Origin of the sequence: Spiribacter salilacus (genome assembly GCF_009649225.1) — a bacterium.
GTDB classification, from domain to species: Bacteria; Pseudomonadota; Gammaproteobacteria; order Nitrococcales; family Nitrococcaceae; genus Spiribacter; species Spiribacter salilacus.
Map to the genome: position 1 here is coordinate 58,204 of NZ_WJPP01000005.1, position 25,116 is coordinate 83,319.

General features: G+C 53.5%; 26 protein-coding genes. 10 read left to right on the forward strand and 16 right to left on the reverse strand.

Translation table 11 applies throughout. The annotated features are described in order from the left end of the window. Nucleotides 1-34: 34 nt before the first annotated feature. From GH984_RS09650 to GH984_RS09685, 8 genes are all read right to left on the reverse strand, one after another. Nucleotides 35-1,774: an ABC transporter substrate-binding protein gene (locus tag GH984_RS09650; protein ID WP_153720013.1), complete on the reverse strand. Its 1,740-nt coding sequence runs from the start codon at nt 1,772-1,774 to the stop codon at nt 35-37. A 64-nt stretch (nt 1,775-1,838) separates the two neighbouring features. Further along, complete coding sequence (locus GH984_RS09655; RefSeq protein WP_172973215.1) at nt 1,839-2,114, reverse strand: DUF2160 domain-containing protein; 276 nt, start codon at nt 2,112-2,114, stop codon at nt 1,839-1,841. Between the two features lie 13 nt (nt 2,115-2,127). Next, on the reverse strand, nt 2,128-2,952 hold the full coding sequence (locus GH984_RS09660; RefSeq protein ID WP_153720014.1) for a carbohydrate ABC transporter permease: 825 nt from the start codon (nt 2,950-2,952) through the stop codon (nt 2,128-2,130). Next, nucleotides 2,949-3,842, reverse strand: coding sequence for a carbohydrate ABC transporter permease (locus GH984_RS09665; protein ID WP_153720015.1), 894 nt, complete (start codon nt 3,840-3,842; stop codon nt 2,949-2,951). The genes GH984_RS09660 and GH984_RS09665 overlap by 4 nt, the downstream gene beginning before the upstream one ends. Further along, complete coding sequence (locus tag GH984_RS09670) at nt 3,835-4,926, reverse strand: ABC transporter ATP-binding protein (RefSeq protein ID WP_153720016.1); 1,092 nt, start codon at nt 4,924-4,926, stop codon at nt 3,835-3,837. The genes GH984_RS09665 and GH984_RS09670 overlap by 8 nt, the downstream gene beginning before the upstream one ends. A gap of 1 nt (nt 4,927) precedes the next feature. Beyond that, nucleotides 4,928-6,016, reverse strand: a complete 1,089-nt coding sequence (locus GH984_RS09675; RefSeq protein WP_153720017.1) for an ABC transporter ATP-binding protein — start codon at nt 6,014-6,016, stop codon at nt 4,928-4,930. Then, entirely contained in the window at nt 6,016-7,545 is a 1,530-nt protein-coding gene (gene glpD, locus GH984_RS09680; protein WP_369692040.1) for a glycerol-3-phosphate dehydrogenase, read from the reverse strand. The genes GH984_RS09675 and glpD overlap by 1 nt, the downstream gene beginning before the upstream one ends. A 56-nt stretch (nt 7,546-7,601) precedes the next feature. After that, the gene (locus GH984_RS09685; RefSeq protein ID WP_369692042.1) at nt 7,602-8,390 is read right to left on the reverse strand and encodes a DeoR/GlpR family DNA-binding transcription regulator; all 789 of its coding nucleotides are present in this window, start codon (nt 8,388-8,390) and stop codon (nt 7,602-7,604) included. 112 nt (nt 8,391-8,502) lie between these two features. Here GH984_RS09685 and glpK point away from each other — a divergent pair, with 112 nt between their 5' ends. From glpK to GH984_RS09700, 3 genes are all read left to right on the forward strand, one after another. After that, complete coding sequence (glpK, locus tag GH984_RS09690; RefSeq protein ID WP_153720018.1) at nt 8,503-9,993, forward strand: glycerol kinase GlpK; 1,491 nt, start codon at nt 8,503-8,505, stop codon at nt 9,991-9,993. Nucleotides 9,994-10,143: 150 nt separating this feature from the next. Next, on the forward strand, nt 10,144-10,587 hold the full coding sequence (locus GH984_RS09695; RefSeq protein WP_153720019.1) for a VOC family protein: 444 nt from the start codon (nt 10,144-10,146) through the stop codon (nt 10,585-10,587). A gap of 11 nt (nt 10,588-10,598) precedes the next feature. Beyond that, the gene (locus tag GH984_RS09700) at nt 10,599-11,084 is read left to right on the forward strand and encodes a TspO/MBR family protein (RefSeq protein ID WP_153720020.1); all 486 of its coding nucleotides are present in this window, start codon (nt 10,599-10,601) and stop codon (nt 11,082-11,084) included. 9 nt (nt 11,085-11,093) lie between these two features. Here the strand turns inward: GH984_RS09700 and GH984_RS09705 are convergent, their stop codons facing one another. After that, nucleotides 11,094-12,053 (reverse strand): LysR family transcriptional regulator, encoded by a 960-nt coding sequence (locus GH984_RS09705; RefSeq protein WP_153720021.1) that lies wholly within the window; start codon nt 12,051-12,053, stop codon nt 11,094-11,096. Nucleotides 12,054-12,165: 112 nt separating this feature from the next. Here GH984_RS09705 and GH984_RS09710 point away from each other — a divergent pair, with 112 nt between their 5' ends. Further along, the gene (locus tag GH984_RS09710) at nt 12,166-12,312 is read left to right on the forward strand and encodes an RSP_7527 family protein (RefSeq protein ID WP_153720022.1); all 147 of its coding nucleotides are present in this window, start codon (nt 12,166-12,168) and stop codon (nt 12,310-12,312) included. Nucleotides 12,313-12,316: 4 nt separating this feature from the next. On the opposite strand, the gene GH984_RS09715 is transcribed toward GH984_RS09710, so the two are convergent. The 7 genes from GH984_RS09715 to GH984_RS09745 are packed head-to-tail and all read right to left on the reverse strand — an operon-like array spanning nt 12,317 to nt 19,693. Beyond that, nucleotides 12,317-12,634, reverse strand: coding sequence for an AzlD domain-containing protein (locus tag GH984_RS09715; RefSeq protein WP_153720023.1), 318 nt, complete (start codon nt 12,632-12,634; stop codon nt 12,317-12,319). After that, complete coding sequence (locus GH984_RS09720; RefSeq protein WP_153720024.1) at nt 12,627-13,268, reverse strand: AzlC family ABC transporter permease; 642 nt, start codon at nt 13,266-13,268, stop codon at nt 12,627-12,629. Before GH984_RS09720 ends, GH984_RS09715 begins: the two co-directional genes overlap by 8 nt. A 51-nt stretch (nt 13,269-13,319) precedes the next feature. Beyond that, nucleotides 13,320-13,922 (reverse strand): glutathione S-transferase family protein, encoded by a 603-nt coding sequence (locus GH984_RS09725; protein ID WP_153720025.1) that lies wholly within the window; start codon nt 13,920-13,922, stop codon nt 13,320-13,322. After that, the gene (locus GH984_RS09730) at nt 13,919-17,059 is read right to left on the reverse strand and encodes an efflux RND transporter permease subunit (RefSeq protein ID WP_153720026.1); all 3,141 of its coding nucleotides are present in this window, start codon (nt 17,057-17,059) and stop codon (nt 13,919-13,921) included. Before GH984_RS09730 ends, GH984_RS09725 begins: the two co-directional genes overlap by 4 nt. After that, nucleotides 17,043-18,122 (reverse strand): efflux RND transporter periplasmic adaptor subunit, encoded by a 1,080-nt coding sequence (locus GH984_RS09735; RefSeq protein WP_153720027.1) that lies wholly within the window; start codon nt 18,120-18,122, stop codon nt 17,043-17,045. The genes GH984_RS09730 and GH984_RS09735 overlap by 17 nt, the downstream gene beginning before the upstream one ends. Then, nucleotides 18,122-18,718: a GTP cyclohydrolase II gene (gene ribA / locus GH984_RS09740; protein ID WP_153720028.1), complete on the reverse strand. Its 597-nt coding sequence runs from the start codon at nt 18,716-18,718 to the stop codon at nt 18,122-18,124. Before ribA ends, GH984_RS09735 begins: the two co-directional genes overlap by 1 nt. A 15-nt stretch (nt 18,719-18,733) precedes the next feature. Further along, nucleotides 18,734-19,693: a glutathione S-transferase family protein gene (locus GH984_RS09745; protein ID WP_153720029.1), complete on the reverse strand. Its 960-nt coding sequence runs from the start codon at nt 19,691-19,693 to the stop codon at nt 18,734-18,736. A gap of 81 nt (nt 19,694-19,774) precedes the next feature. Between GH984_RS09745 and folE the strand changes: the two genes are divergently transcribed. From folE to GH984_RS09775, 6 genes are all read left to right on the forward strand, one after another. Further along, a complete protein-coding gene (folE, locus tag GH984_RS09750) occupies nt 19,775-20,329 on the forward strand; it encodes a GTP cyclohydrolase I FolE (RefSeq protein ID WP_153720030.1) in 555 nt (184 codons plus the stop codon). 11 nt (nt 20,330-20,340) lie between these two features. Further along, entirely contained in the window at nt 20,341-20,697 is a 357-nt protein-coding gene (folX, locus tag GH984_RS09755; protein WP_153720031.1) for a dihydroneopterin triphosphate 2'-epimerase, read from the forward strand. 84 nt (nt 20,698-20,781) lie between these two features. Beyond that, complete coding sequence (locus GH984_RS09760) at nt 20,782-22,335, forward strand: Fic family protein (protein WP_153720032.1); 1,554 nt, start codon at nt 20,782-20,784, stop codon at nt 22,333-22,335. 103 nt (nt 22,336-22,438) lie between these two features. Beyond that, nucleotides 22,439-23,413: a glycosyltransferase family 2 protein gene (locus GH984_RS09765; RefSeq protein ID WP_216643656.1), complete on the forward strand. Its 975-nt coding sequence runs from the start codon at nt 22,439-22,441 to the stop codon at nt 23,411-23,413. A 62-nt stretch (nt 23,414-23,475) separates the two neighbouring features. Beyond that, nucleotides 23,476-23,757, forward strand: coding sequence for a DMT family transporter (locus tag GH984_RS09770; RefSeq protein WP_216643657.1), 282 nt, complete (start codon nt 23,476-23,478; stop codon nt 23,755-23,757). A 4-nt stretch (nt 23,758-23,761) separates the two neighbouring features. Beyond that, the gene (locus tag GH984_RS09775; protein WP_153720035.1) at nt 23,762-25,108 is read left to right on the forward strand and encodes a DUF2142 domain-containing protein; all 1,347 of its coding nucleotides are present in this window, start codon (nt 23,762-23,764) and stop codon (nt 25,106-25,108) included. The last annotated feature ends 8 nt before the right edge of the window (nt 25,109-25,116 follow it).

Below are 25,116 nucleotides of genomic sequence, written 5' to 3' on the forward strand. Positions count from 1 at the left end.
AGGGGCCCGAAGGCCCCTTGGGTTAGGTCATCGCTTAGCGCTGACCGGCTGACATCCACTCTTCCATCATTTCGTCATAAGGCATCGTGGTGCCCTGTGGCATCTCATTTTCCAAACGCGCCTTAGGCGAACCTGGCTGACTCAGCCAGTACTCCGGATCACGCTCGTCGTTGAGCACCGGTGCATAGGTGTCAAACACATCAGCACGGGCCAGACGCTCCATCGTCCGATCGATTGCCGCGGCCAGGTTATCCAGGCCTTCCTTCGGCGTTACCTCACGACTCATGACCGGCGCCAGGTTCTGCCACCACAAGGGGGCCAAACGTGGGTAGTCCGGTACGTTCGTGCTGGATGGTGTCCACCAGCTCTCGTTCGGGCTGCGATAGAACTCCACCAAGCCAGCCAGCTTCGGTGCCATTTCCGTCATTTGATCGGAGAAGATGTCCGACTCACGAATTGGCGTTAGACCGGCAATGGTCTTCTCCAAAGAGGTGGTCTTGGCCACGGTGAACTGCGCAAACAGCCATGCCGCGGTGCGACGATCTTCAGGCGTAGACTCAAAGAAGGTCCAGGAACCCACGTCCTGATAACCAACTTTCATGCCATCTTCCCAGTAAGGACCGACGGGTGATGGCGCCATCCGCCATAGCGGGTTGCCCTCATCATCCGTTACCGCAACGCTTGGGTCGACCATGTCGGCAGTAAAGGCGGTGTACCAGAAGATCTGCTGAGCAATGTTGCCCTCAGCAGGTACTGGGCCGGCTTCACCAAAGGTCATGCCCGCTGCCTCTGGCGGTGCATAGGCTTCAAGCCAATCCACAGCCTTGGTCATGGCAAACACGGACGCTGGCGAGTTGGTTGCACCACCGCGGGAAACACTAGCACCCACTGGGTTGCTGTTTTCATCTACGCGAATGCCCCAGTCATCAACCGGATTACCGAATGGCACGCCGGGGCTACCCATACCCGCCATGGAGAGCCAGGAGTCATGGAAGCGCCAACCTAAGGAAGGATCACGACGGCCATAGTCCATGTGGCCATAAACACGCTCACCATCAATTTCCTGAACATGGTCTGTGAAGAACTCAGCGATTTCCTCGTAGGCCGTCCAGTTGGTAGGCACGCCCAGCTCGTAGCCGTAAAGCTCCTCAAACTGTGCCATCAGGTCTGGATCGGTGAACCAGTCCAAACGGAACCAATAGAGGTTGGCAAACTGCTGTGCAGGCAACTGATAAACGCTGCCATCAGGGCCTGTGGTGTACTGAAGACCAATAAAGTCGTCCAGATCAAGTGTTGGCAGGGTGTAATCTGCCCACTCATTTTCCATGGCTTCTGACAGGTTAACGGTAACGCCATAACGAATATGCGTACCAATGGCATCAGAGTCGTTAATGAAACCGTCGTAAATATTACGACCTGACTGCATCTGGGTTTGCATGGTATCAACCACATCACCTTCGCCGATGATGTTATGGGTGATATCAATTCCCGTCAGCTCGCTAAAGGCTTCTGCCAGCACATCACGCTCATAAACGTGAGTCGTCAGGCCTTCTGCAACCGTATTAATCTCCATGCCACGAAATGGTTCGGCCGCTTCGGCAAACCATTCTAGCTCTGCAATTTTCTCCTCACGGGTCAGCGTGGAGTTAACGAATACCTCGTCAACCAAACGCTCGATGACCGCGTCTGTATCATGATTATCTGCCAGCAACAGACCGGGCGTGAGCAAAAGCCCCCCTGCCAGCGCTGACCATAGTGCTTTATTACTTTTCATAACTACCTCGTTGCTTTCTAGCACGAATTGCAACCCCTAAAAGGGCTCTCTTCCTCACTTCGACTTAACCCCAACGCATTAAAATCGCCATCCAGACGATAGAAACACCCAGAGCCAACCAAAGACTGATATCGGTAAAGCCAACCACCACCAAATGAATATAGGCAGAGGTGAGTAAACCGATAAAAAAACGATCGCCGCGCGTGGTACTGATCGGCAGAAACCCTTTGCGCTCGATGGTGGGAGAAACCACCTCCCAAATCGTCATCCCCAGTAAACCGGTGGCAATGACCCCAAAGAAAAGGGCCGTTGGCAGCGTCCAAACCATCCACTCCATCATGCCAAGGCCTCCTTTATGTCCGACCGAGGGCAAAGCCCTTGGCAATGTGATTACGCACGAAATAAACCACCAGCAGGCCAGGCACGATCGTTAAAATGCCGGCTGCAGACAGCGTGGCCCAGTCAACCCCAGAAGCCGTAGACGTTCGCGTCATAATCGCGCCAATCGGCTGTGCTTCGGTTGCCGTGAGTATGCGAGCCAGGAGTAGCTCAACCCACGAGAACATAAATAGGAAAAACAGCGTTACACCAATGCCCGAGCGAATCATTGGAATGAAAATTTTCACAAAGAACGCCGGGAAGCTATAGCCGTCGATATAAGCCGTTTCGTCCACTTCCTTGGGCACGCTGCTCATAAAGCCTTCCAATATCCAGACGGCCAGCGGAATGTTGAACAGGCAATGGGCCAGCGCCACCGCAATATGGGTGTCAAACAAACCCACCGAGTAATAGAGCTGAAAGTACGGCAGCAAAAACACCGCCGGTGGTGCCATCAGGTTGGTGAGTAGCCAAAAGAACAAATGCTTATCGCCAATAAACCGAAACCGGCTAAATGCATACGCGGCTGGCAGCGCCACCAATATGCTAATGGTCATATTCATGAACACGTAGGTCAGCGAGTTTACATAGCCCATATACCAAGATGGGTCAGTTAAAATCCGCAAATAAGCATGCAGATTTAACGCTTCAGGCCACAGTGAGAATGTGCCCAAGATTTCTTGGTTGGTCTTTAAAGACATATTGAGCAGCCAATAAATGGGCAGCAGCGTAAAGAATAAGTACAGCGCCAACAGGCTACGCCTTAAGCCGCTGGACTCACGTGAAGCACCGGCACTCATTCAGCACCTCCCGCGCCCTGCTGCGCCGCTTTTTCTTTTTGCATATTCATAATCGTGACGTAGAACACATAGCTCACCGCCAAAATGATCAGGAAGTAAGTAATTGAGAATGCCGCCGATGGCCCTAGGTCTTGCTGAGCGATTGCCATAGTGGCCAGTGACTGACTCAAAAATGTGGTGGAGCTACCCGGGCCGCCGCCAGTAAGCACGAATGGCTCAGCGTAAATCATAAACGAGTGCATAAAGCGCAGAAGGACTGCGATAACCAGCACGTTGGTCAGCTTGGGCAGCTGAATGTAGCGGAATGTGGCCCACTTAGACGCCCGATCGATGCGGGCAGCCTGGAAGTAGGCTTCTGGAATTGAACGCAGCCCGCTATAGCAAAGCAGCGCTACCAGCGGCGTCCAGTGCCAGATATCCATAATGATGATGGTGACCCAGGCATCCACCGCATTGGCGGTAATGTTGTAGTCATACCCCAATTCACGAATGATAAAGCCCGCTAACCCGATGTCACCCCGGGTAAAGATCTGCCACATGCTGCCCACCACATTCCAGGGCACCAGCAGCGGCATCGTAATTAAGATGAGCACGGCCGAGGCCTGCCAGCCGCGTTTTGGCATTAGCAGTGCAATGCCAATGCCCAATGGAATTTGAATAGCCAAAATCGTAAAGGAGAAGGCAAACTGCCGCATCAATGCAGCCTGCAGGCGTGAGTTGTTAAGTGTTTCTTCAAACCACTCTGCACCCACAAAAAACGCCGATCGACCCAAAATATCCTGCAAAGAATAATTCACCACCGTCATTAGCGGGATGACCGCACTAAAGGCCACCAGCACCAGCACTGGCAAAACCATTAGCCACGCCCATTGGTATTCACGTTTATCCATGCTTTGCTCCTCCTGCACCGACAAGATGCTCATCGGCATACAGCAGCGTGTGCTCTACGGGGAAAACCAACCGCAGGCCATCACTGTTGATTTTTTCTGATTCATCTAAGCGCACATGAAATTGATGGCTGCCAAAATGGCCGGTCACCAACTGGTGCTCGCCTAAGTCTTCAACTTGGTCAACCTTCAGCAATAAGCCAGACTCACCCTCAGTGGCCAGGCGTACCAACTCTGGGCGAATGCCTAACTGCAAGCTGCCGCCGTTTTGGCTGGCGGCCGCCGCTGTTGCCGGGTCAATCGCAATTCGCTCGCCATCGACCAGCGCCTCATTGCCACTGAGCTCACACGGCATAAAGTTCATGCCGGGGCTGCCAATGAAGTACCCAACAAACGTATGGGCGGGGCGTTCAAATAATTCCTGCGGGGTGCCAACTTGTAGTACCTGGCCGGCCAACATCACCACCACCTTATCGGCAAAGGTCAGCGCCTCGGTTTGATCATGGGTCACATAAACCAGCGTCAAATTGAGCTGCTCATGCACCTCACGCAGTTTGCGACGCAACTGCCATTTAAGATGCGGGTCAATCACGGTGAGTGGCTCATCAAACAGCACGGCGGAGACATCTTCACGCACCAAACCACGACCGAGCGATATCTTTTGCTTGGCATCAGCGGTGAGGTTGCGGGCACGCCGATCAAGCACGTCGGTTAAACTGAGCATCTCTGCCACCTGACGCACCCGCCGATTGACGTAATCTTCTGCCATTTTGCGATTGCGAAGCGGAAAGGCGAGGTTTTGAAACACGGTCATCGTGTCGTAGACCACCGGAAACTGAAACACCTGCCCGATGTTGCGCTCTTCGGTGCTGCGATGGGTAACATCTACCCCATCAAACAATACCTGCCCTTCTGAGGGCTGCACTAAGCCAGAGATAATGTTAAGCAGCGTTGTTTTGCCGCAACCCGACGGGCCGAGCAGCGCATAGGCACCGCCGTCTTCCCAAACATGCTGCATGGGCTGTAAAGCGTATTCGCCCCCGGGCGCGTAACGGTGTGCCAAGTTGTTTAGTTCGATTCTAGCCATGTTATTGCCCGAGCTCTGAGTCTGGGGATGCGACTAAGCGATCCTGTTGATCAAACACATACAAATGCCGGCGATGAAAATGCACTTCAAAACGAGCGCCCGGATGTACGGTGTGCACGCCGCGCTCCAGCACCACCCAATCGCGGTGATTAACATCCAAGTGAATGTAGGTAACTGAACCTGCCACCTCGGCCACCTCAACTTCGCCCACCAAAGACACCGAGCCTTGGCCACGGTCGCTGGCAAACAAATGGTGGGGGCGCAAACCCAAGGTGTAATGCCCCGTGGCGAGATGACTTAAATGCGGCGGCAACTCAATGCCTTCACGACCGTCTACATAAAATTGGCCATCCTCAATGCGTGCTTGCATCAAGTTCATGGGCGGATCAGCAAAGACCTGGGTCACGGTCGTATTGACAGGGTTGCGATACACCTCGGCCGTCGGCCCATGCTGCAGCAAGCGACCTTCGTGAAGCACCGCAGTTTTGCCGCCTAAAATCAGGGCTTCTTCAGGCTCCGTGGTGGCATAAACCACTACGGTATCGCGATCAGCAAATAAGGCGCGCAGCTCAGAGCGCAGGCCCTCGCGCAATTTATAATCCAGATTGACGAGTGGCTCATCGAGCAAAATCAGTTTGGCATCACGCACCAGCGCCCTTGCCATGGCACAGCGCTGCTGCTGCCCACCGGATAATTCACTGGGCAGCCGGTCGAGCAAATGATCAATACCCAATCGCGCGGCTTCATCGCGCACGCGCCGATCAATATCGGCCTTGGGCAGGCGCTCAAGGCGCAATGGAGAGGCAATGTTTTCGTAAACCGACATGGCGGGATAGTTAATAAACTGCTGATAGACCATGCCCAGCGAGCGCTTGCGCACAGAGACCTTTGAGACATCCACGCCGTCTTCCAGCACACGCCCCGCGTTCAACGGCTCTAGCCCGGCCATTACGCGCATCAATGTGGTTTTGCCCGCCCGTGTCAAACCGAGCAGCACATTAAACTCGCCCCGCTCACAAACCAAATTGATATTGTCGAGGTACGGAACCCCCTCAACAGAACGACTCACCCCCTCAAGAACCAGGCTCATTACGCAGTTGCCCTCTTTTTCTGTTGCCCACCAAACCAGGCAGACACACGATCTTGCTGCGCTTGATCCAGCGCAAGTCCAATACGGGTACGACGCCAAATGGCATCCTCCCCGCTCAAAGCCCATTCATAGTCTGCTAAATAGCGCAGCTCGGCCTCGTAGAGATCAGATCCAAAATGCTCACCCAAATCGGCAAGGCTTTGCGCCGAGCCCAGTAAACGTCTGGCCTCGGTGCCGTAATTACGCACTAACCGCCATACCATGTCATCGGGTAACCACGGATAGTCGCGGTGCACACTGGCCAGATACGCGTCGAAATCTCCATTCGGGATATCGCCGCCGGGTAGGGTTTCTTTGCCGGTCCAGTCCACCACCTTGGCATCTAGCGCTGGGGCTAACTGATCAACCGCTTGGCGCGCCAAGGTGCGATAAGTGGTGATTTTGCCACCAAACACAGACAGCAATGGCGGCTTGCGCTCATCTAAATCAAGGCTGTAATCGCGGCTAACCGCAGAAACGTCGTCTTCTTCAGACTCGTCATACAGCGCCCGCACGCCGGCGTACGTCCAAGTGACCTCTGCCGGCGTAATGGGTTTTTTGAAATACCGGTTAACGGCGTCACACAGATACTGAATTTCTTCTTCGCTGGCTTGCGCGTCTGCCGGGTTGCCCTCATACGCCACATCGGTGGTCCCGATCAGCGTGTAATGCTGTTCATAAGGAATTGCAAAAATCACACGGCCATCATTATTTTGAAATAGATACGAGGCATCGTGATCGAACATAGACGGCACTACAATATGGCTACCCTTCACCAAGTGCACATCTTTGTCGTCATCACGGCTCATCGCATCGTCAAGGAAGCGAGCCACCCATGGGCCGGCGGCATTAACCAGCGAGCGACTGCGCACCACCGACTCTTCGCCCGTCACCAAATCTTTAAGCCGAATTTCCCATATCCCTTCAGTGCGCTGAGCACCGATGCAACGCGTTCTTGGGCGTACACTGGCGCCCCGATTGGCCGCGTCCATGCAATTCAGTACAACCAGTCGTGAGTCTTGCACCCAGCAATCTGAGTACATAAAACCTTTGCTTAACTCATCAGTTAGCGGCGCGCCGGTTTCGTGCTGACGCAAATTAATACCGCGGGAGGCGGGAAGTTTTTTACGGCCGCCTAAATGATCGTAGAGGAATAAGCCAAGGCGAATTAGCCAAGCGGGGCGTAACGCTTTGACATGCGGCATCACAAAACGCAGCGGCCAAATGATATGAGGCGCGATTCCGAGCAATACTTCTCGCTCGGCCAGTGCTTTTTGCACTAAACGAAACTCGTAATACTCCAAGTAGCGCAGACCACCATGCACGAGTTTTGTGCTGGCAGATGAGGTGTAGTTGGCCAAATCGCCTTGATCACAAATCAAGACTTTAAGCCCCCGCCCAGCGGCATCGCGAGCAATACCAGCACCGTTAATACCGGCACCGACGACTACCATATCGAATGCGTCTACTTGCTGACTCGTGGTTGCCACGAAATCGACTCCTCCTCGTATGTTCGGTTTCCAACATACCACCGAAAATTCTGGGGTCAAGAATCAGTTACGAAAACGCGTCCGCCATGTTCCTCCAAACAGCGCCGAATGGTAATGGGTGGCTCGGCATCCGTATGCAACTCGCTAATCTGGCTAAGATCGGCCACACGCACCAATGCGTTGCGCCCAAACTTACTTCGATCCGCCGCCAAAAGCACTGATCGGGCATTAGCCATAATAATTTGCAGCACGCGCACTTCCCGGTAGTCAAAATCAAGCAACGTACCGTCGGCCTCGATGCCCGAGATGCCAATCACCGCGTAATCCGCTTTAAATTGGTTCATAAAATCGATGGTTGCCTCGCCGGTAATCCCCCGATCACGATGTCGCACCACGCCCCCTGCCACAATCACTTCGCAAGCTGGGTTGTCTGCTAAGATACTGGCAACATTAAGATTATTGGTGATAACACGTAACCCCCGATGATCACGCAGTGCCCGTGCGACGGCCTCGGTGGTGGTACCTAACGTCATATACAACGAGGCATGATTGGGGATTCGCGCTGCTAAGCCCTCGGCAATTTTTTCTTTAGCCTCAGGGCGCAATACCTGGCGGGCCTGATACGCCACATTTTCTACGCTTGAAGGTAGCCCCGCGCCGCCGTGATATCGGCGTAACAGCCCAACAGAACAAAGATCGTTAATGTCTCTGCGAATGGTCTGCGAAGTGACTGAGAAGTGCTGCGCTAGGTCTTCTACAGACACAAATCCCTGCTCATGCACCAGATTGAGCATTGCCTGCTGACGTGGATTCAATTCAACGGTGCCATAGTCTGCCGAAATCACCGCGCCCCTCCTTTATTTTCATTTTCGAACACATTGTTGCTTGACTTTTCATCTGCGCGTTCGATCATACCGACTAAAAGACATCACGCAATGCTGGAGGAGAGGCACCGATATGGTGGAACAAACTGGAATACTGGCAATCGACCAAGGCACAACAAGCTCAAGGGCGATTGTTTTCGATATTGATGGCCACGCGGTGGCTACCGCACAACGGGAGTTTCCCCAGCATTATCCGCACAGTGGGTGGGTAGAGCATGATCCGCAGGATCTGCTGGACTCTACCCTAAAGGTTTGCCGTAAAGCGCTGAAAGGCGCGCGCGCTGCGGGGGTACATGCGGTTAGTATTGGCATTACCAACCAACGCGAAACCACCATTGTGTGGGATCGAAAAACCGGCGAACCGGTGCATAACGCCATTGTTTGGCAAGATCGACGCACCGCCGAGCGGTGTGCCGCGCTGCGCTCAGCCGGGCATGAGGCCATGATTACCGAGCGCACTGGCCTGTTACTCGACCCCTACTTTTCAGCCACAAAAATCGGTTGGATTTTGGATAACGTGGCCGGCGCCCGGGCACGGGCCGAAAAAGGGGAGCTAGCCTTTGGCACCGTCGATAGCTGGCTTTTATGGTGCTTAACGGGCGGCAAGAGCCACGCCACCGATGCCACCAACGCCAGTCGCACACTCCTATTTGATATTCACAAACAACGCTGGGATGACACGCTTTTAGAGCTGTTTGATATCCCCAAAGCCATCTTGCCCGAAGTACTAGATAGCGCGGCTGACTTTGGCACTAGCGATGAATCGGTTTTAGGCGCAGCACTGCCTATTCAAGGTATAGCGGGCGATCAGCATGCTGCCGTTGTTGGACAATGCTGCTTTAGCCCTGGCATGATTAAAAGCACTTATGGCACGGGTTGTTTTGCCCTGATGAATACCGGCTCTGAAGCCGTGCCGTCAAAAAATCGCCTACTTACCACAACGGCTTACCGCATCAATGGCCAACCCACCTATGCACTAGAAGGCTCTATTTTTGTGGCCGGCGCGGCGATTCAATGGCTGCGCGACGAGCTCGGCATCATCGCCCATGCCTCACAAAGCGAGGGGCTTGCCAACTCAGCCGAAGCCGAGGGCCTTTTCTTGGTGCCCGCCTTTACGGGGCTGGGCGCACCGTGGTGGGATCCAAATGCCCGCGGCGCGTTTTTTGGCTTAACGCGCAATACGGGTGTGGCTGAATTTGTGCACGCCGCGCTAGATTCGGTCTGCCTGCAAACCGGTGATTTACTCGAGGCAATGGCCGGTGATTCCGGCACCCACCAACACACGCTGCGGGTTGATGGCGGAATGGTGGCCAATAATTGGCTACTGCAACGTCTGGCTGATCTGACGGGCCTAACCGTTGAGCGACCGCAGATTATCGAAACCACCGCCTTAGGCGCCGCCTATCTGGCCGGTTTACAGCATGGCATCTACGCCTCACTCGACGAACTTGGTTCACAATGGGCGCTTAATCAGTCCTTTAACCCGGCTATTTCGCGCAGCCATCGTGACCATATCGTTGCAGGATGGCATGATGCAGTACGCAGGACGCTAACAAACGTTTGACTCTGCGGTGGAGCGGGGTGGAGATAGTGTTATTTGGATGCCTAGGGAAATTTATGCGGATTGGCAGACTAATTCTCTATTTGCATAAATTTAACTAGGGGCTGGTGCATTGATACCACGCCCCCTTGGTAACTCAAAAAAGGAGGCTTAATGCAGTATTTACACACAATGGTCAGGGTAAGCGACGTAGATGCGTCTTTGCGGTTTTATTGCGACCTGCTGGGCATGCAAGAAATCCGCCGCAAAGAAAGCGAAAAAGGCCGTTTTACGCTGATCTTTTTGGCCGCGCCGGATGATGCAGAGCGGGCGCGCTCCAGCGACAATGCGCCCATGCTAGAGCTCACTTGGAACTGGGACCCTGAAACCTATAGCGGCGGCCGTAACTTTGGTCATTTGGCGTATCGGGTAGAGAATATCTACACGCTCTGTCAGCACCTGCAAGATAACGGCGTTATCATTAATCGCCCACCGCGCGATGGCTATATGGCGTTTGTGCGCTCACCCGATGGCATCTCCATCGAGCTCTTACAGCAGGGCGACCCCTTGCCACCGCAGGAGCCTTGGGCCTCTATGGAAAATACCGGCAGCTGGTAGGTAATAGACGCATGACCACACGTCAGGCAGTAATTGGGTTTGCGGGATGGGCATTATTGGTCATCCTCACGGCAATGAGCGGCATCCTCAGCCCGCCGGGCAGCTGGTATGCGGCACTACAAAAACCCCCCTTTACACCGCCTGACCTAGCCTTTCCGATTGTATGGACGCTTTTGTATGCCTTAATGACCGTGTCGGTCTTTTTGGTATGGCGTAAAACCACGCTGCTTGGCGGGTTACCTACCCTTTTGCCCTTTGTTGCCCAGCTCGGTGCCAACGGCCTGTGGAGCATTTTGTTTTTTCAGTGGCATCGGCCCGATTTGGCGCTGGTTGATTTAATTATTTTATGGGCGCTGATCTTATTAACCATACTGCGCTTTCATCGCGTACGGCCACTTGCCGCTTGGTTGCTAGCCCCTTACTTAGCCTGGGTTACCCTGGCGGGCTATCTTAATATCGGCATTATTGTTTTAAATGGGCCAGCACCACCCGGGTAGGCCAAACAACTAATCGCGGGCAATCCGCTCTTGCCACTCCGCTTCGGTAAACTCGAGGCCTTCACGCTCCCACGGTGGCACGGGCGTAAATTCTTCAACCAAAAAGTCAACAAAAGCCCGCACCTTTTGCGAAAGATGTCGACGATGCGGATAAATCAAAAAGTAAGCCGAGCTTTCGTGCGGATACTGCAGTAGCACCGGCACCAAATCTCCTCGGCGTATGGCCGGCATCACTAACCAGGTAGACAGCCGCGCCAACCCAAGGCCGGCAAGCGCCGCCTCGTAAAGTGCATCAGCGGTATTGGCGCGAAAATTACCTTTAACATGCAACACGCGTGAGCCGGCTTGCTCATCTTCAAACGCCCAGTCATTAAACTGCGAAACCTCGTATAAAGTTAGGCAGTTATGCTTGAGGAGTTCTTCTGGCGTGCGCGGCTTACCATGCCGCTCAATATAACTTGGCGCTGCACAAATAATGCGTCGATTCACACAAAGCCGCCGCGCGATAACCGAGGGATCTTCCATTTGCTCACGCCATTGAATGGCAACATCAATGCCCTCTTCAATTAAATCGACCTGCCGATCGGTAAGCTCAAACTCAACCGTTAAGTCGGGATAGCGCTCTAAAAACTCGCTCATTCGCGGCATTACCTCAACCCGGCCAAAAGCCACGGTGGCTGCAATACGCAATGTGCCGCGCGGATTTTCGTTAAGCGCCGTAACGGCCTCCTCAGCCTCTTCGATCTCTTGGATAATGCGGGCAGAGCGCTCGTAATAAGCATGGCCCACTTCAGTAAGACTAATCTGCCGGGTCGTGCGGTTAAACAAGCGCACGCCCAAGCGATCTTCCAGCCGCCGAATTTGTTTACTCACCGCCGATGGCGTGAGATCAAGATCACGCGCTGCCGCTGAGAAGCTGCCCTTCTCTACCGCGCGCACGAACATGTGCATCTCTGCCGCCCGATCCATTTTATTTGTGCCTTTCTGTCTTAAATAATGTTCCGATTTAACGGATTATCTCTTCAACGGAACAGAATACACTGTGCTCATTGTTTCAACACCCCTTTTATTGGAGATAGTTATGACCACAGTTGATCAAGCTGTTCAAAACGCCTACGCACTGCGTAGCCAGTACCTTGCTAGCCTTGTACGCAAGGCTATTGCTAGCCTGCGCCGCCGCGTGGCGGAAAACAACCCCCAAACGGGCGGTCTAGCCACACATCACTAAACCGTCATAGAAAGGCGCGCATTAGCCACAGCACTCCCATACCCGCCGCTAGGGTCCACAGGGTGCTGCGGCTGCGCCATGCAACCAATGCTGCCACCAGCCCGGCCAGCAGCCTTGCCTCATCAACACTCCCCGTTGCCCCATCAAACTGCACAAGCCCCGGAAGCACCAGCGCGGCAAATGCAGCCGGGGGCACGTAATTTAATCCGCGCCTTACCACATTCGGTAGGGTGAGCTGCCCGCCAAACACCAAAAACGCCCCGCGCCAAAAAAACGTGCCTGCGCCAATCACCAACACAATAAGCCACAGTGGATCAGTCATCAGACCACCACTGCTCAGCTAGCATGCCTGCAACAATGCCGGCTAACGCTGCCGAAGTCAGGCCTAGCCCTGCCGGCAAATTTCGCCCCGCCACCGATAAGCTACCGGCCACGGCTGCCGCCACAAACGACGGGCGATTTCGAATGGCGGGCACCAGCAAGGCCAAAAATATCAACGGCACAAAAAACCCGAGCTCCCAGCTGGCCGGCACCGCCGCGCCCGCCCAAAAGCCAAACGCCGTTGCCAACTGCCAAATTACCCATAACGGTGCCCCCACGCCCATATAAAACCAATGGTTGTAGGCAGGCGGATCGTCTACCATAAAACGAGAAATTGTTAAGGCGTAGGCCTGATCGGTTAGCAAATAAGCCATTGGCCCGCGCCAACGAAGCGGCAAATTAGCAAAATGCGGCCCTAAATGCGCGCTATACATCAGCATGCGCAAATTAATCAGCAAAGCGGTAATAACAATGATGGGCGCGGCGGCATTAGCATCAATGAGCTGAATGGCGGCCAACTGCGAGGCCCCCGCAAAAATCACCACCGACATGCCCAGCGTTATCTCTGGGCTTAACCCCACCTCAAGCCCCGCTAGCCCGGCCGCTACGCCAAAGGGCGTAACCGCGGCCAACATTGGAGATACGGCCCGTAAACCGGCGTAAAAAGCCTGGCGTCTCACAAGCGCTTAAGCGTCGGGCGGCATTGTTTCTGCGAATGCCGGCAAACTATTCATTTGCGCCAACCACTCTACCGCCGCCGGATTACCCGCTCGCCAATCAAGCTCTGCCGATAAGCGAAATTCTAGCCACGTTAGCGCCACCACCGTGGCAATATCGCCCAAATCTGGCTCGCCCGCACGGGCAGTATCAATGGTATCAACCAACGCAACCGTACTGCGGCGCAGCCCCTCTAAGCGTCGCTCAGCAAGCTTAGTGGTTGGATCACCAAAACGCCGCTCCAAAAACACACCCACCCCCGAGTCAAGGGCACCTAAAGCCAAGCCAAGGCGTGCATGATTGGCCTCAATATCTTCTCGTGGAATAAGGCGCGGCTCAGGAAACCGCCGCTCTAAATACAACACAATAACCGCGGCTTCCGTTAAAGCGGTGCCCTCATCGGTTACCAAAGTTGGCACCCGGCACACCGGGTTGACGGCCAATAGCTCAGGGGGGCTTTGCCAAGGGTCTAACAGGTGCTCAGTTACCCGGTCGCCTAGCTGTTTTTGTGCCAATACCAACCGCACAATACGTGCGTATGGCGATGTAGGTGATGCGTATAATTTCATCATTTAACCGTTTCTCCCCCTGCCATTGCCCTTATTTTCTGTGCCGTATTATGCCCGATCATGAGTAGGCACGGTGTTAAAATTAATGTTAGCACTGTGGCAAAGGCCAAGCCGCCGGCAATGGTGGCAGACAGCTGGGTCCACCACTGTGTTGAAGGTGCATTAAATTCAATGGTGCGGCCCAGCAGATCGACATTCAGCTTTAGCACCATCGGCATCAAACCTAAAATGGTGGTCAGCGAAGTGAGCAGCACCGGCCGCATACGCTGAACCGCCGTGCGAACAATTGCCTCAGTCACTGGCATCCCGTCGCGGCGCAAGGTGTTATAGGTATCAATCAACACGATGTTGTTGTTCACCACAATGCCGGCCAGCGCAATCATGCCCACACCACCCATTACAATGCCAAAGGGCCGCTGCGTAATCATTAACCCAAGCAACACTCCGGCACTAGAAAGCGCAATGGCAGAGAGCACTAATATTGCCTGATACACGCTGTTAAATTGCGTGACCAAAATAATCCCCATCAGCGCGATGGCAATTAAAAATGCCCCCATCAAAAAGGACTGCGCCTCGCGTTGATCTTCATCTTCACCACGAAACTCAATGCTAACGCCCTGCGGCAATGGGTCTTCTTGCAGGGCTGCACGCAACGCCGAAACCCGCTCATCGGCCAACTCGCCCGCGGCTACATCGGCGCTAATGGTTAATACGCGTTTGCTATCGACCCGCTCCAGCGTGCCCGTTCGCGGCACCGGCACAAAATCAACAAAATTAGCCACAGGCACCTGCCCGTAGCGCGTGGGCACCCGCAACTGGCCTAAATGATCCAAGCTGCGCTGCTCCACCGGAAAGCGCACCCGAATATCAACCTCATCATCCGCGTTATCGGGGCGATAATCGGCAATAAGCACACCATTGGTGACGAGCTGCACGGCATTACCCACCAGCTGCACATCCGCACCATAACGGGCTGCCCGCTCACGATTGACCTGCAAAGACCACTCAATGCCCGGCAATGGGCGATTGTCTTCAACATCAGCAAAGCCGCCAAGGCGCTCCATGCGCTCGCGAACCATCGCCACACCCTCATTAAGCTGGTCTGCAGGCCCGCCAAGCTGCAATTCAATGGGTTTTGCCTGCCCAGGCCCCTGCTGCTGCTCGGTAATTTGAATTTGAATGCCAGGCACCTCGGCCACGGCCTGACGAATATCTTCAATAATCACCGCGGCGGGGCGGCGCTTTTGCCAGTCCACAAAATCTAGCTGTACGATGCCAATCGCATCGCGCGCGAGTGACTGCCCCCCCATGCGAGCGGGGTCAGCAAACGTACGCGCATAGGCATAGCCCACTTCATCAAACTCGGCCACCTTGGCCTCGACCGCGCGCACTAGCTGGTCTTTTTCATACACCGACAAATCGCCCCGCGCCTGCACCTGCACCCGGGCATATTCAGGTTCGGTACTCGGGAAAAACGTAACCCCTGCGCCAAACTGCCCATAGGCACCGTATATGGCCACCACAATGGCAATCATCAAAATAAATACACTACCGGGGGCCTTAAGCGCGCCATTCAGAAAACGCACATACGCCCCGCTAAAGCCATCGAGCGTTTGTAAATCTCCCCGCTCAGCAATCTCTACCCGGCGATCATGCCGCGCGCGATTGCTATCAGCCCGCCCCAACTTACCGCCTAATACCGGAATAAAAATGAGCGCCATCACTAATGAGGCGGTGAGTGTGAAAATAACGGTAATAGGCAGGTATTTCATAAACTGCCCCACAATGCCGCTCCAAAACAGCAATGGCACAAACACCGCTAAGGTTGTTAGCGTAGCGGCCGTAATGGGCCAGCTCATTCGCTTTGCACCATACTGATAGGCGTCTTTGGCACTCCAGCCCTCAGCCAATCTACGCTCGGCAAGCTCCACCACCACAATGGCAGCATCCACCAACAATCCCACCACCAAAATCAAGCTAAACAGCACCACAATATTGAGCGTGTAGCCCATGGCATTCACGGCCAAAATGCCACTTAAAAACGCACCAGGTATCGATAGCCCCACCAGCAGGGCCGGGCGCCAGCCAATGGCGGCGATGACCACAATCATTACCAACAACACCGCGGTAACCACATTATTTTGCAGATCCCGCAGCATCGTACGGATATCTTCTGAGCGATCCTGCAGATAGGTCACGTGCAGGCCATCTGGCCACTGCTCACTGGCCGCCTCAACAATGGCGCGGGTTTGATCGTTTACCTCGATGATGTTGGCCCCAACGCGTTTCGAGACCTCTAGGGTGACGGCCGGCTCACCATTAATGCGCGCAAACTCACTCGGGTCTTTGTACGTTCGGCGCACTTGGGCCACATCAGCAAACGTGACCACCTGATCGCCATCCACCTTTACCGGCAGGCTTAAGACATCTTCCATGTCTTCAATAACCCCAGGCACCTTAACGGACAGCCGCCCAGCACCAGTATCCAGCGCACCGGCCGCAATTAGACGATTATTGCGGTTAACTAAAGAAAACAGCTCGTCGTAAGAGACGTTGTAGGTCTGCATCACCCGGTCATCAACCGCTACCTCGAGTAGCTCTTCACGGTTGCCACCGATGTCGACTTCTAACACACCCGATAAGGCTTCAATTTCATCTTTAAGCTGCTCGGCAGTTTGCACCAAAGCCCGCTCTGGCACCGCCCCTGAAAGCGCTACCGTGAGCACCGGGAATAAGGCCACATTCACCTCATTAACCCGCGGCTCCTCAGCGCCCTGTGGTAAATCAGACTTGGCGATATCTACGCCTTCACGCACATCACTCAATGCCTGATCTGGGTCAAACCCCGCATCAAATTCGAGTAATACCGAAGCAAAACCCTCGGCCGCCGTGCCCTTAATTTGCTGCAACCCCTCAATGGAAGACAGCTCGCGCTCCATCGGCCGCACAAGCAGCCGCTCCGCATCTTCAGGCGAAATGCCCTCATACGCCATGGAGACATAAATAATGGGGATGTTGACGTCGGGCTCGGCCTCTTTAGGGATGTCGATGTAAGCCACCGTTCCCATACCGATAATGATCAGCAGGACCAACGTGACGGTCCGGCTGCGGCTAAATGCGGCGTTAATTAACCAATGCATGCGACACCGGCTCCGCCGGAATAGGATTGACCTGCTCGCCCATTTGCACAAACCCCTGGCCAACCACAACCACCCGCAGATTTGACGGCAAGCCACTTACCCAAAGCCCGCCACGTTCTGCGCGAACAATTTCTACCGGATAAAACATGACCCGGTTATCACTATCCAAGCCCTTAATGCCAATTTCGCCATCATCGGCAAGCGACAACCAAGCCGGGCTAAGCCGATGGGCTTCTACCTCACCTAATGGCACGCGTAGGGTAGCGCTCATGCCAACCGGCAGCCGATCAGGGTTGGCCGCTTCCACCTCTACCCGAAATGTTCTGGCCCCATCGCTGGCGGCAGAGCCAATAAAGCGCACACGCCCTTCAAGCTGATCTCCCGTTGCCAACTCAACTTGCGCCATCCGCCCGGGCTTAACCTGCTGAATGTTCTGCTGGGCGATATTGGCAGAGACAATCAGCGGATCGGCATCAATCACCCGCGCCACCGTATCGCCCACTCCCACATAATCGCCCACACTCACCGGTAGCACCTCAAGATGCCCACTAATCGGCGCGCGAATTTGGGTATGCCGAATTTGCTCTTCAATGGCAGCCAGCTGCGCGCGGGCGGCGGCTAGTTCGGCGCGCGCTTGTGCCACTGCAACCTCAGACTGAAATCCCTCATCGCCTAAACGCTCTGCGGCTAAAAAATCCGCCTCACGTTGCATCACGCGCGCCTCAGCCTCGGCCTGCCGAGAGGCACGATCACCCATGGCAATCTCAACCAACAGCTGGCCCTGGCTTACCGAATCACCCTCAGCCGCCTCTATCGCCATTACCTGACCGGCCACTTCAGCACGCAACTGAATATCGGCCTCGGCCTCGGTTTGGCCCTGCACCTCAAGCTCTCGGAGTACCGGCTCGCTGGTTAGCTCACGCACCTGCACACTCATTAACGATGCCGGCGTCTGATCGGCCGTATCGTCAGTGCTCTGATCTTGGCCAAACAGCCCCGTTAACATCCATACGCTTAATAAAAGCAAAAGGGCTGCGGCTAACAGATACGATTTTAGGTTCATCACTCAGCCTTTAGCTGGTGTCCAAATTTAGCGGCCTTTGTTTCTAGGTAAGCATGGTTATGCGGATTACGCCCCGCCAAAATTGGCAGCCGCGCTAATACCTGCAAACCGGCTTGCTCAAGGCCCGCCACCTTTTCCGGATTATTCGTCAATAACCGAAAACTCAAAACGCCTAAGATGCGCAGCATATCAGCCGCTACACCATAATCTCGAGCATCTGGGGCAAAACCGAGCGCCTCGTTAGCCTCAACCGTATCGGCCCCTTCACGATCTTGCAGCCCGTAGGCGCGAATCTTATTTAACAGCCCAATACCCCGCCCTTCTTGGCGAAGATAAATAATGACCCCGGTGCCGGCCTCGCCAATCCGCTGCATTGCCGCTTCTAATTGCGGCCCGCAATCACAACGCTGGCTAAATAGCGCATCACCCGTCAGGCACTCTGAGTGCACTCGCACTAAAGGGGCCTCGGCCTGATCTGGCTGCCCCATCACCAGTGCCACATGCTCTTTATCGGGCGCTTCGGCAAAACCATAAATGGTAAAGTCGCCCCAAGCGGTGGGAAGACGGGCGCTACCCGTTAATTTGACACTCGACATAATAGGAAAAGGGTATCACGCCCCTCGCTCGTGCGGTGCATCAAAATCCAAAATTGGCCCCGCAGGAATGACGCCCGTCGGGTTAATCATAGGATGGCTGGTGTAATAATGCCGTTTAATATGATCAATGCTGACCGTTTCGGCAATTTTGGGCTGCTGATACAACTCACGCAGATAGCCCGACAGGTTGGGATAATCGGCAATGCGGCGCAGATTGCATTTAAAATGCCCCACGTACACGGCATCAAACCGAATCAATGTGGTAAATAAACGCCAGTCGGCTTCCGTAATCACATCACCCACCAAATACCGATGCGTGCTCAACCGGTCTTCCAGCCAATCTAGGCTTTCAAACAAGGCATGAACTTCGGTTTCATAGGCTTCCTGCGACGTAGCAAACCCCGATTTATAGACCCCGTTGTTGACCGTGTCATAAATGCGCGCATTGAGCGTATCGATCGTATTGGCATGCTCGGCAGGGTACAAATCAATCTCACGATTAACGCCCGGCAAGTCGTTAAACGCCTGATTCAACATGCGCAGCAAATCGGCCGACTCATTATTGACGATGGTTTCGCGCTCACGATCCCACAGCACCGGCACGGTCACGCGCCCGGTGTATTGCGGGTCGGCCTTTTGGTAAAGCTGATGCAAAAACTGACTGCCATACAGCGCATCAGCCGTTGCGCCGGGGTAATCATCTGCAAAATGCCAGCCGCCATTGCCCATGTAAGGATGAACCACCGACACATCGATGAGCGATTCTAAATTCTTTAACGCCCGCACAATTAAAATACGATGCGCCCAGGGGCAGGCCAGCGAAACATACAAATGGTAGCGATTGGCCTGCGGCGGAAAATCACCCGCCGGATCAAGCGTACGACGAAACACGGTTTCTGGCCGCTCAAACCGCCCACCGGTAGACTCCGTGTCGTACCACTGATCGTGCCAAACCCCATCTACTAATAAACCCATCAATCCCCCTTAACGCTTTTTTCACAGTCGTGTAATAATGGTCGATCGTATCGCGGTAACCCTGGCAATTGGAGATCGGTAATGAATCCCGACCTGGACCACCACTTTGAGCAAATCATTCGCGGCATTGGTGAAAACGTAGACCGCGAAGGGCTCGTTAAAACACCTTACCGCGCCGCCCGTGCAATGGAATATCTCACGCAGGGCTACCAACAATCGTTAGACGACTTGGTGAACGACGCCCTATTTGAATCCGACAGCGATGAAATGGTGATCGTTCGCAACATCGAATTCTACTCGCTTTGCGAGCACCATGTATTGCCCTTCATTGGCCGTGCGCAAGTGGGCTACATCCCCAATGGCAAGGTGATTGGGCTATCCAAAATTGCCCGCATTGTGGATATGTACGCCCGGCGCCTGCAGATTCAAGAAAAACTCACCCGCGATGTGGCTGAAGCGGTGCAAAGTGCCACCGATGCCAAAGGCGTTGCGGTGCAAATGGAAGCCAAGCACCTGTGCATGATGATGCGCGGTGTTAACAAGCAAAACTCAGAAATGAGCTCTTCAGTGATGCTTGGCACCTTCCGTACCTCGCAATCCACGCGTAACGAGTTCTTGCAGCTCATTAGCCGGTAAACCGTATATCTATGGCACGTATTCACATTAAAAACCTGCGCCTACGCACCTTTATCGGCTTTAACGATGAAGAGCGCCGCAAGCGCCAAGATGTGGTGGTTAACGTGTGGATTGAATACGATGCTGGCCCTGCGGCCCAAGGGGATTTGGTGGACGAAGCGCTTGATTACAAGCGCATCACCAAAGAGATTATCGCGCATGTTGAAGACAACCGCTTTTTACTGCTCGAAAAGCTCGTCAACGATCTTGTTGACATCGTCATGGCCCATCGCCCCGCTCAACAAGCCACCGTGGAAGTCGACAAACCGCATGCCCTGCGGTTTTCCGACTCGGTGTCGCTAACGTTGTCTAAGAGTCGGGAAGATTAACGACTAAAAATCGACACAATAAGCGAACCGTGCTACAACACAATAAGCGAATATTGAAACAGCACGATAGGCGAACGGTAGCACATGGCGAGCCCTTCCGAAAAACTGGCGGACTCCCTTGCCGTCCTGAAAAAATTGCAGGATGGTGGCGCAGTAGCCATACGTTCGAAAGACCTGACCCGCACCCACCGGGAACGGCTGGTCCGTAACGGCTTTTTACAGGAAGTCATCAAAGGCTGGTACGTACCACACCGTCCGGACGATCAGGCCGGTGACAGTACGGCCTGGTATTCCTCCTTCTGGCAGTTTTGCGCTTCTTACCTTGAAAGCCGCTTTAGCGGAGAATGGTGTTTGTCACCAGAACAGTCAGTCATTCTCCATGCCGGAAACTGGACCGTGCCGGGTCAACTCCTGGTAAGGGCAAAACGGACACGCAACAACATCACCACCTTGCCGCATGGCACCTCTCTGCTCGACATCCGGGCCGAGCTGCCCGGCACAAAGGATCGGGTCACCATCGAAGGGTTGCAGCTCTACAGCCTTCCGGCGGCACTGATTGCCTGTGCGCCAGGAACCTACAAACAACACCCGACAGAAATGAGAACAGCCCTGTCACTAATCGGGGATGCCTCCGAACTTCTGGACCAGCTCCTGGACGGCGGCCGCAGCACGATTGCCGGACGGCTTGCTGGAGCTTTCCGTAACATAGGCCGCAAGCGGGTTGCCGACGACCTTCTCAAGACCATGAAAGCAGCGGGCTACGATGTCAGAGAAAGCGACCCGTTCCAATCACAAAGTCCGATGTCCTTTACCAGACGAGAGAGCTCTCCCTATGTCAGCCGTATCCGGCTCATGTGGCAGGAAATGCGGGGGCCTGTTCTTGACCTGTTTCCCGCCCCTCCAGGCATTCCGTCTGATACCGCGTTGTACCTTAAGCAGGTAGAAGACGTTTATACATCGGATGCCTATCATTCGCTTTCGATTGAAGGTTATCAGGTCAGTCATGAATTAATCGAGAAGGTAAAATCAGGCTCATGGAACCCGGACACCGACGAGCAGGACCGTAACCATCGCAACGCCCTTGCGGCGAGAGGTTACTGGCAAGCCTTTCAAGCAGTAAAAGACAGCATCGAGAAAGTCCTGAAGGGCCAAAATGCCGGTCAAACAGCAGAGAAAGACCATAGTGCATGGTATCGGGAACTCTTTGGCCCCAGTGTAACAACAGGTATCCTAAAACCGTCCGATCTGGCCGGGTACAGAAATGGCCCTGTCTATATCCGGAAATCCATGCATGTCCCGCCCAACAGGGAGGCCGTACGGGATTTGATGCCTGCATTCTTCGATCTACTTGCGGAAGAACAGGCCGCCCAAGTGCGTGCTGTACTCGGACATTTTGTATTTGTACATATTCATCCGTATATGGATGGAAACGGTAGAATCGGTCGCTTTCTCATGAACATCATGATGGCATCAGGGGGATACCCTTGGACCATTATTCCGGTCGAAAAGAGAAATGAGTATATGGCCGCCCTTGAAGCCGCCAGTGTTGACCAGGACATCAGAGCATTCACAAAATTTCTAGCCCTCTTCAGCCCAGCACCTCCCAATTGTCTAAGAGTCGGGAAGATTAGTGCCTAAAAATTGACAATAAGCAGCGCGAGCTTTAAAACCCCCGGTAGATTCCCAGCGAGTTAAATAGGTCCATGGAATGGGTCCAGTGCCTGCAGATCAAGGAAACTTAATGACCGCCGTGGTTATACCTTGTTACAAGGTCAGAGAGACGATTCTTCAGGTAATCACGGATATTGGGCCTGAAGTCGATTTAATCGTATTGGTCGATGACGCCTGCCCAGATGGCACCGCAGCATACGTTGAATCACACTGCCGTGACCCACGCGTCCAAATAATTCGCCATGACCGCAATCGTGGTGTTGGTGGCGCCGTAATAACGGGCTACCGCGCGGGAATAAAGGCTGGGGCAGACATACTGGTTAAAGTCGATGGCGATGGCCAAATGGATACCTCACTTATCCCTTTGCTCATTCGACCCATCAAAAATGGCGTTGCTGATTACACAAAAGGCAATCGATTCTTCTTTTTAGAAACGCTGGCGTGCATGCCAAAGAAAAGACTAATCGGCAATGCCATCCTGTCATTTATGAACAAATTTTCCTCGGGTTACTGGAAGATCTTTGACCCTACCAATGGCTACACCGCCATCCATGCGTCAATTGCAGCGCGCTTGCCGCTTGAAAAGATCTCTGAGCGTTACTTTTTTGAGTCTGACATGCTTTTTCGGTTAAACACACTGCGCGCTGTGGTCATTGATATTCCAATGCATGCCCGATATGGCGATGAGGTGAGTAACCTTGTAATTCGCGACATCATCGGTGAGTTCTTTGGTAAACATATTCGTAATACCTTCAAGCGGTTTTTCTATAATTATTATCTGCGAGGCATGTCAGTTGCCTCAGTTGAGCTGCCTTTAGGCGCGCTACTGTTCGTTTTTGGCTGTATATTCGGGCTTTATCATTGGGTTATTTCAATCTCTAGTGGCGCGCCCGCCACGGCAGGAACCGTGATGATCGCAGGGCTTTCAATTCTTACCGGTTTACAACTGCTACTCTCTTTTATCGGTACTGACATGGCTTCTGAGCCAATACATGCTGCCCACCTCACTAGTCTTGGTGTTACCCACAAAAAGGACTCCATCTAATGGTTCATGCCGTCGCTCTAGCTTGTGTTTGCGGAATCGCTATTGGTCAGATCCTTTTTAAGATGAGCGCAACATCACTGCAAACAACAGGCTCATACTTTGCTGAGCCAACAGTTTGGATCATTCTGACAGCGCTTGCCCTTTACGGCGTGACAACTTTTGTTTGGATTTGGGTATTGCAGTTTGCTCATTTGGGTCGCCTCTACCCCCTAATGGCGCTGGCGTTTGTGCTCGTTCCCATTGGCAGTCACTTCATCTTTGGCGAACAATTCTCGCTTAGCTACTTTATCGGCGTACTGCTCATCGCAGCAGGCATATTTTTGACTGTGTTTCATTCGGCCTAACCCAATGGTTCTGCCATGGCGCTTATTGTTAATTGGCTGGCTATTTGTAGGGCTGAGCGTACTTTTAGTTACGCCACCCTTACAGTCGCCAGACGAACCCCATCATTTACAACGCGCTTACATGCTCAGCCAAGGCCAATGGCTTCTTGCCGCCCCGCCGGAGCAAAGCTCTGGCGGCTATGTTGATCGGGCGTTAGTCACTTTTTATCACGCAGCCCATGGGATAATCGCCGGCGAACGCCTTACCAAGGATAAAAAGGATCAAATCACCGAGATATCCTGGGCGGGCCAAGAACACTTTGTGAGCGCACCCGGTACCGGCTATTACTTCCCGCTTATTTACGGGCCGCAAGCCCTGGGCTTAGTGATTGGCGAACAATTAGACTGGACGGTTTATGATAGCTATCAACTATCGCGATTTTTAACTCTATCCGTTTGTTTCGTCATACTTTTTTTTGCATTTCTGCTAGCACCGCCTAACCCGTTAGTCTTAGCAATCATTATGCTACCTGTGGTGCTTTTCCAAGCTACCTCAACTAATTTGGATGGGCTGATTGTAGCGTTGATCGTCTTAGCATTGAGCGCGTTTCAAAAACTCGCCAACTCCAACGAAAACCAAAATGGCAGGTTGCTAGCCGTATTTACTGTGGTGCTACTGACCGTACTTACTGCCCGGGTTAATTTATTCCCGCTGCTACTGCTACCGGCCGCTTTGTGGTGGAAACACCGCTCCGCTCGTTTTCTCTTAGCAACGGCAGCCATTGGGGTGCTGGTAGCGGCATGGACGCTAACAGCGGCCATGTCTGTTGTTGACCTGCGAACAGACGCAACCCAAGTATCCTTAGTTGATCGGTTGATCACTCTCATTGATGCGCCAACCCTTTTCTTTGAGTCGTTTTGGGTAACCGTTTCTGATGCCCAATATCTAAGGCTTTACTTAGCGGGGTTTATCGGGATTTTAGGATGGTTGAATATTACCTTTGATCAACAAAACTATGAGATTTGGTATGCATTCCTTGGACTGAGCGCTTTCCTATCGCTATGGATGAGATCCTCTGTCGACACGGTGCCAGCCGCACGTGGTTTACTAATAACAAGCGCTCTACTCTCTGCCTTTGCTGTCTTTTTTCTGATGTGGCTGACCTGGACCCCGCCAGATCACACCCATATCATCGGCGTTCAGGGTCGATATTTTTTGCCCATGGCAACATTGCTCGCCTATGCCTTTGGAACAGGCGCCTCACGCTGGCCAATTGCCGCTACGGTCACGCTCATAACCATGCTGATCTATACGCAGGCCATGATGCTCACGACATTGCTTGATCGCTACTACATAACGGGGCTTATGTAACGGCGTAA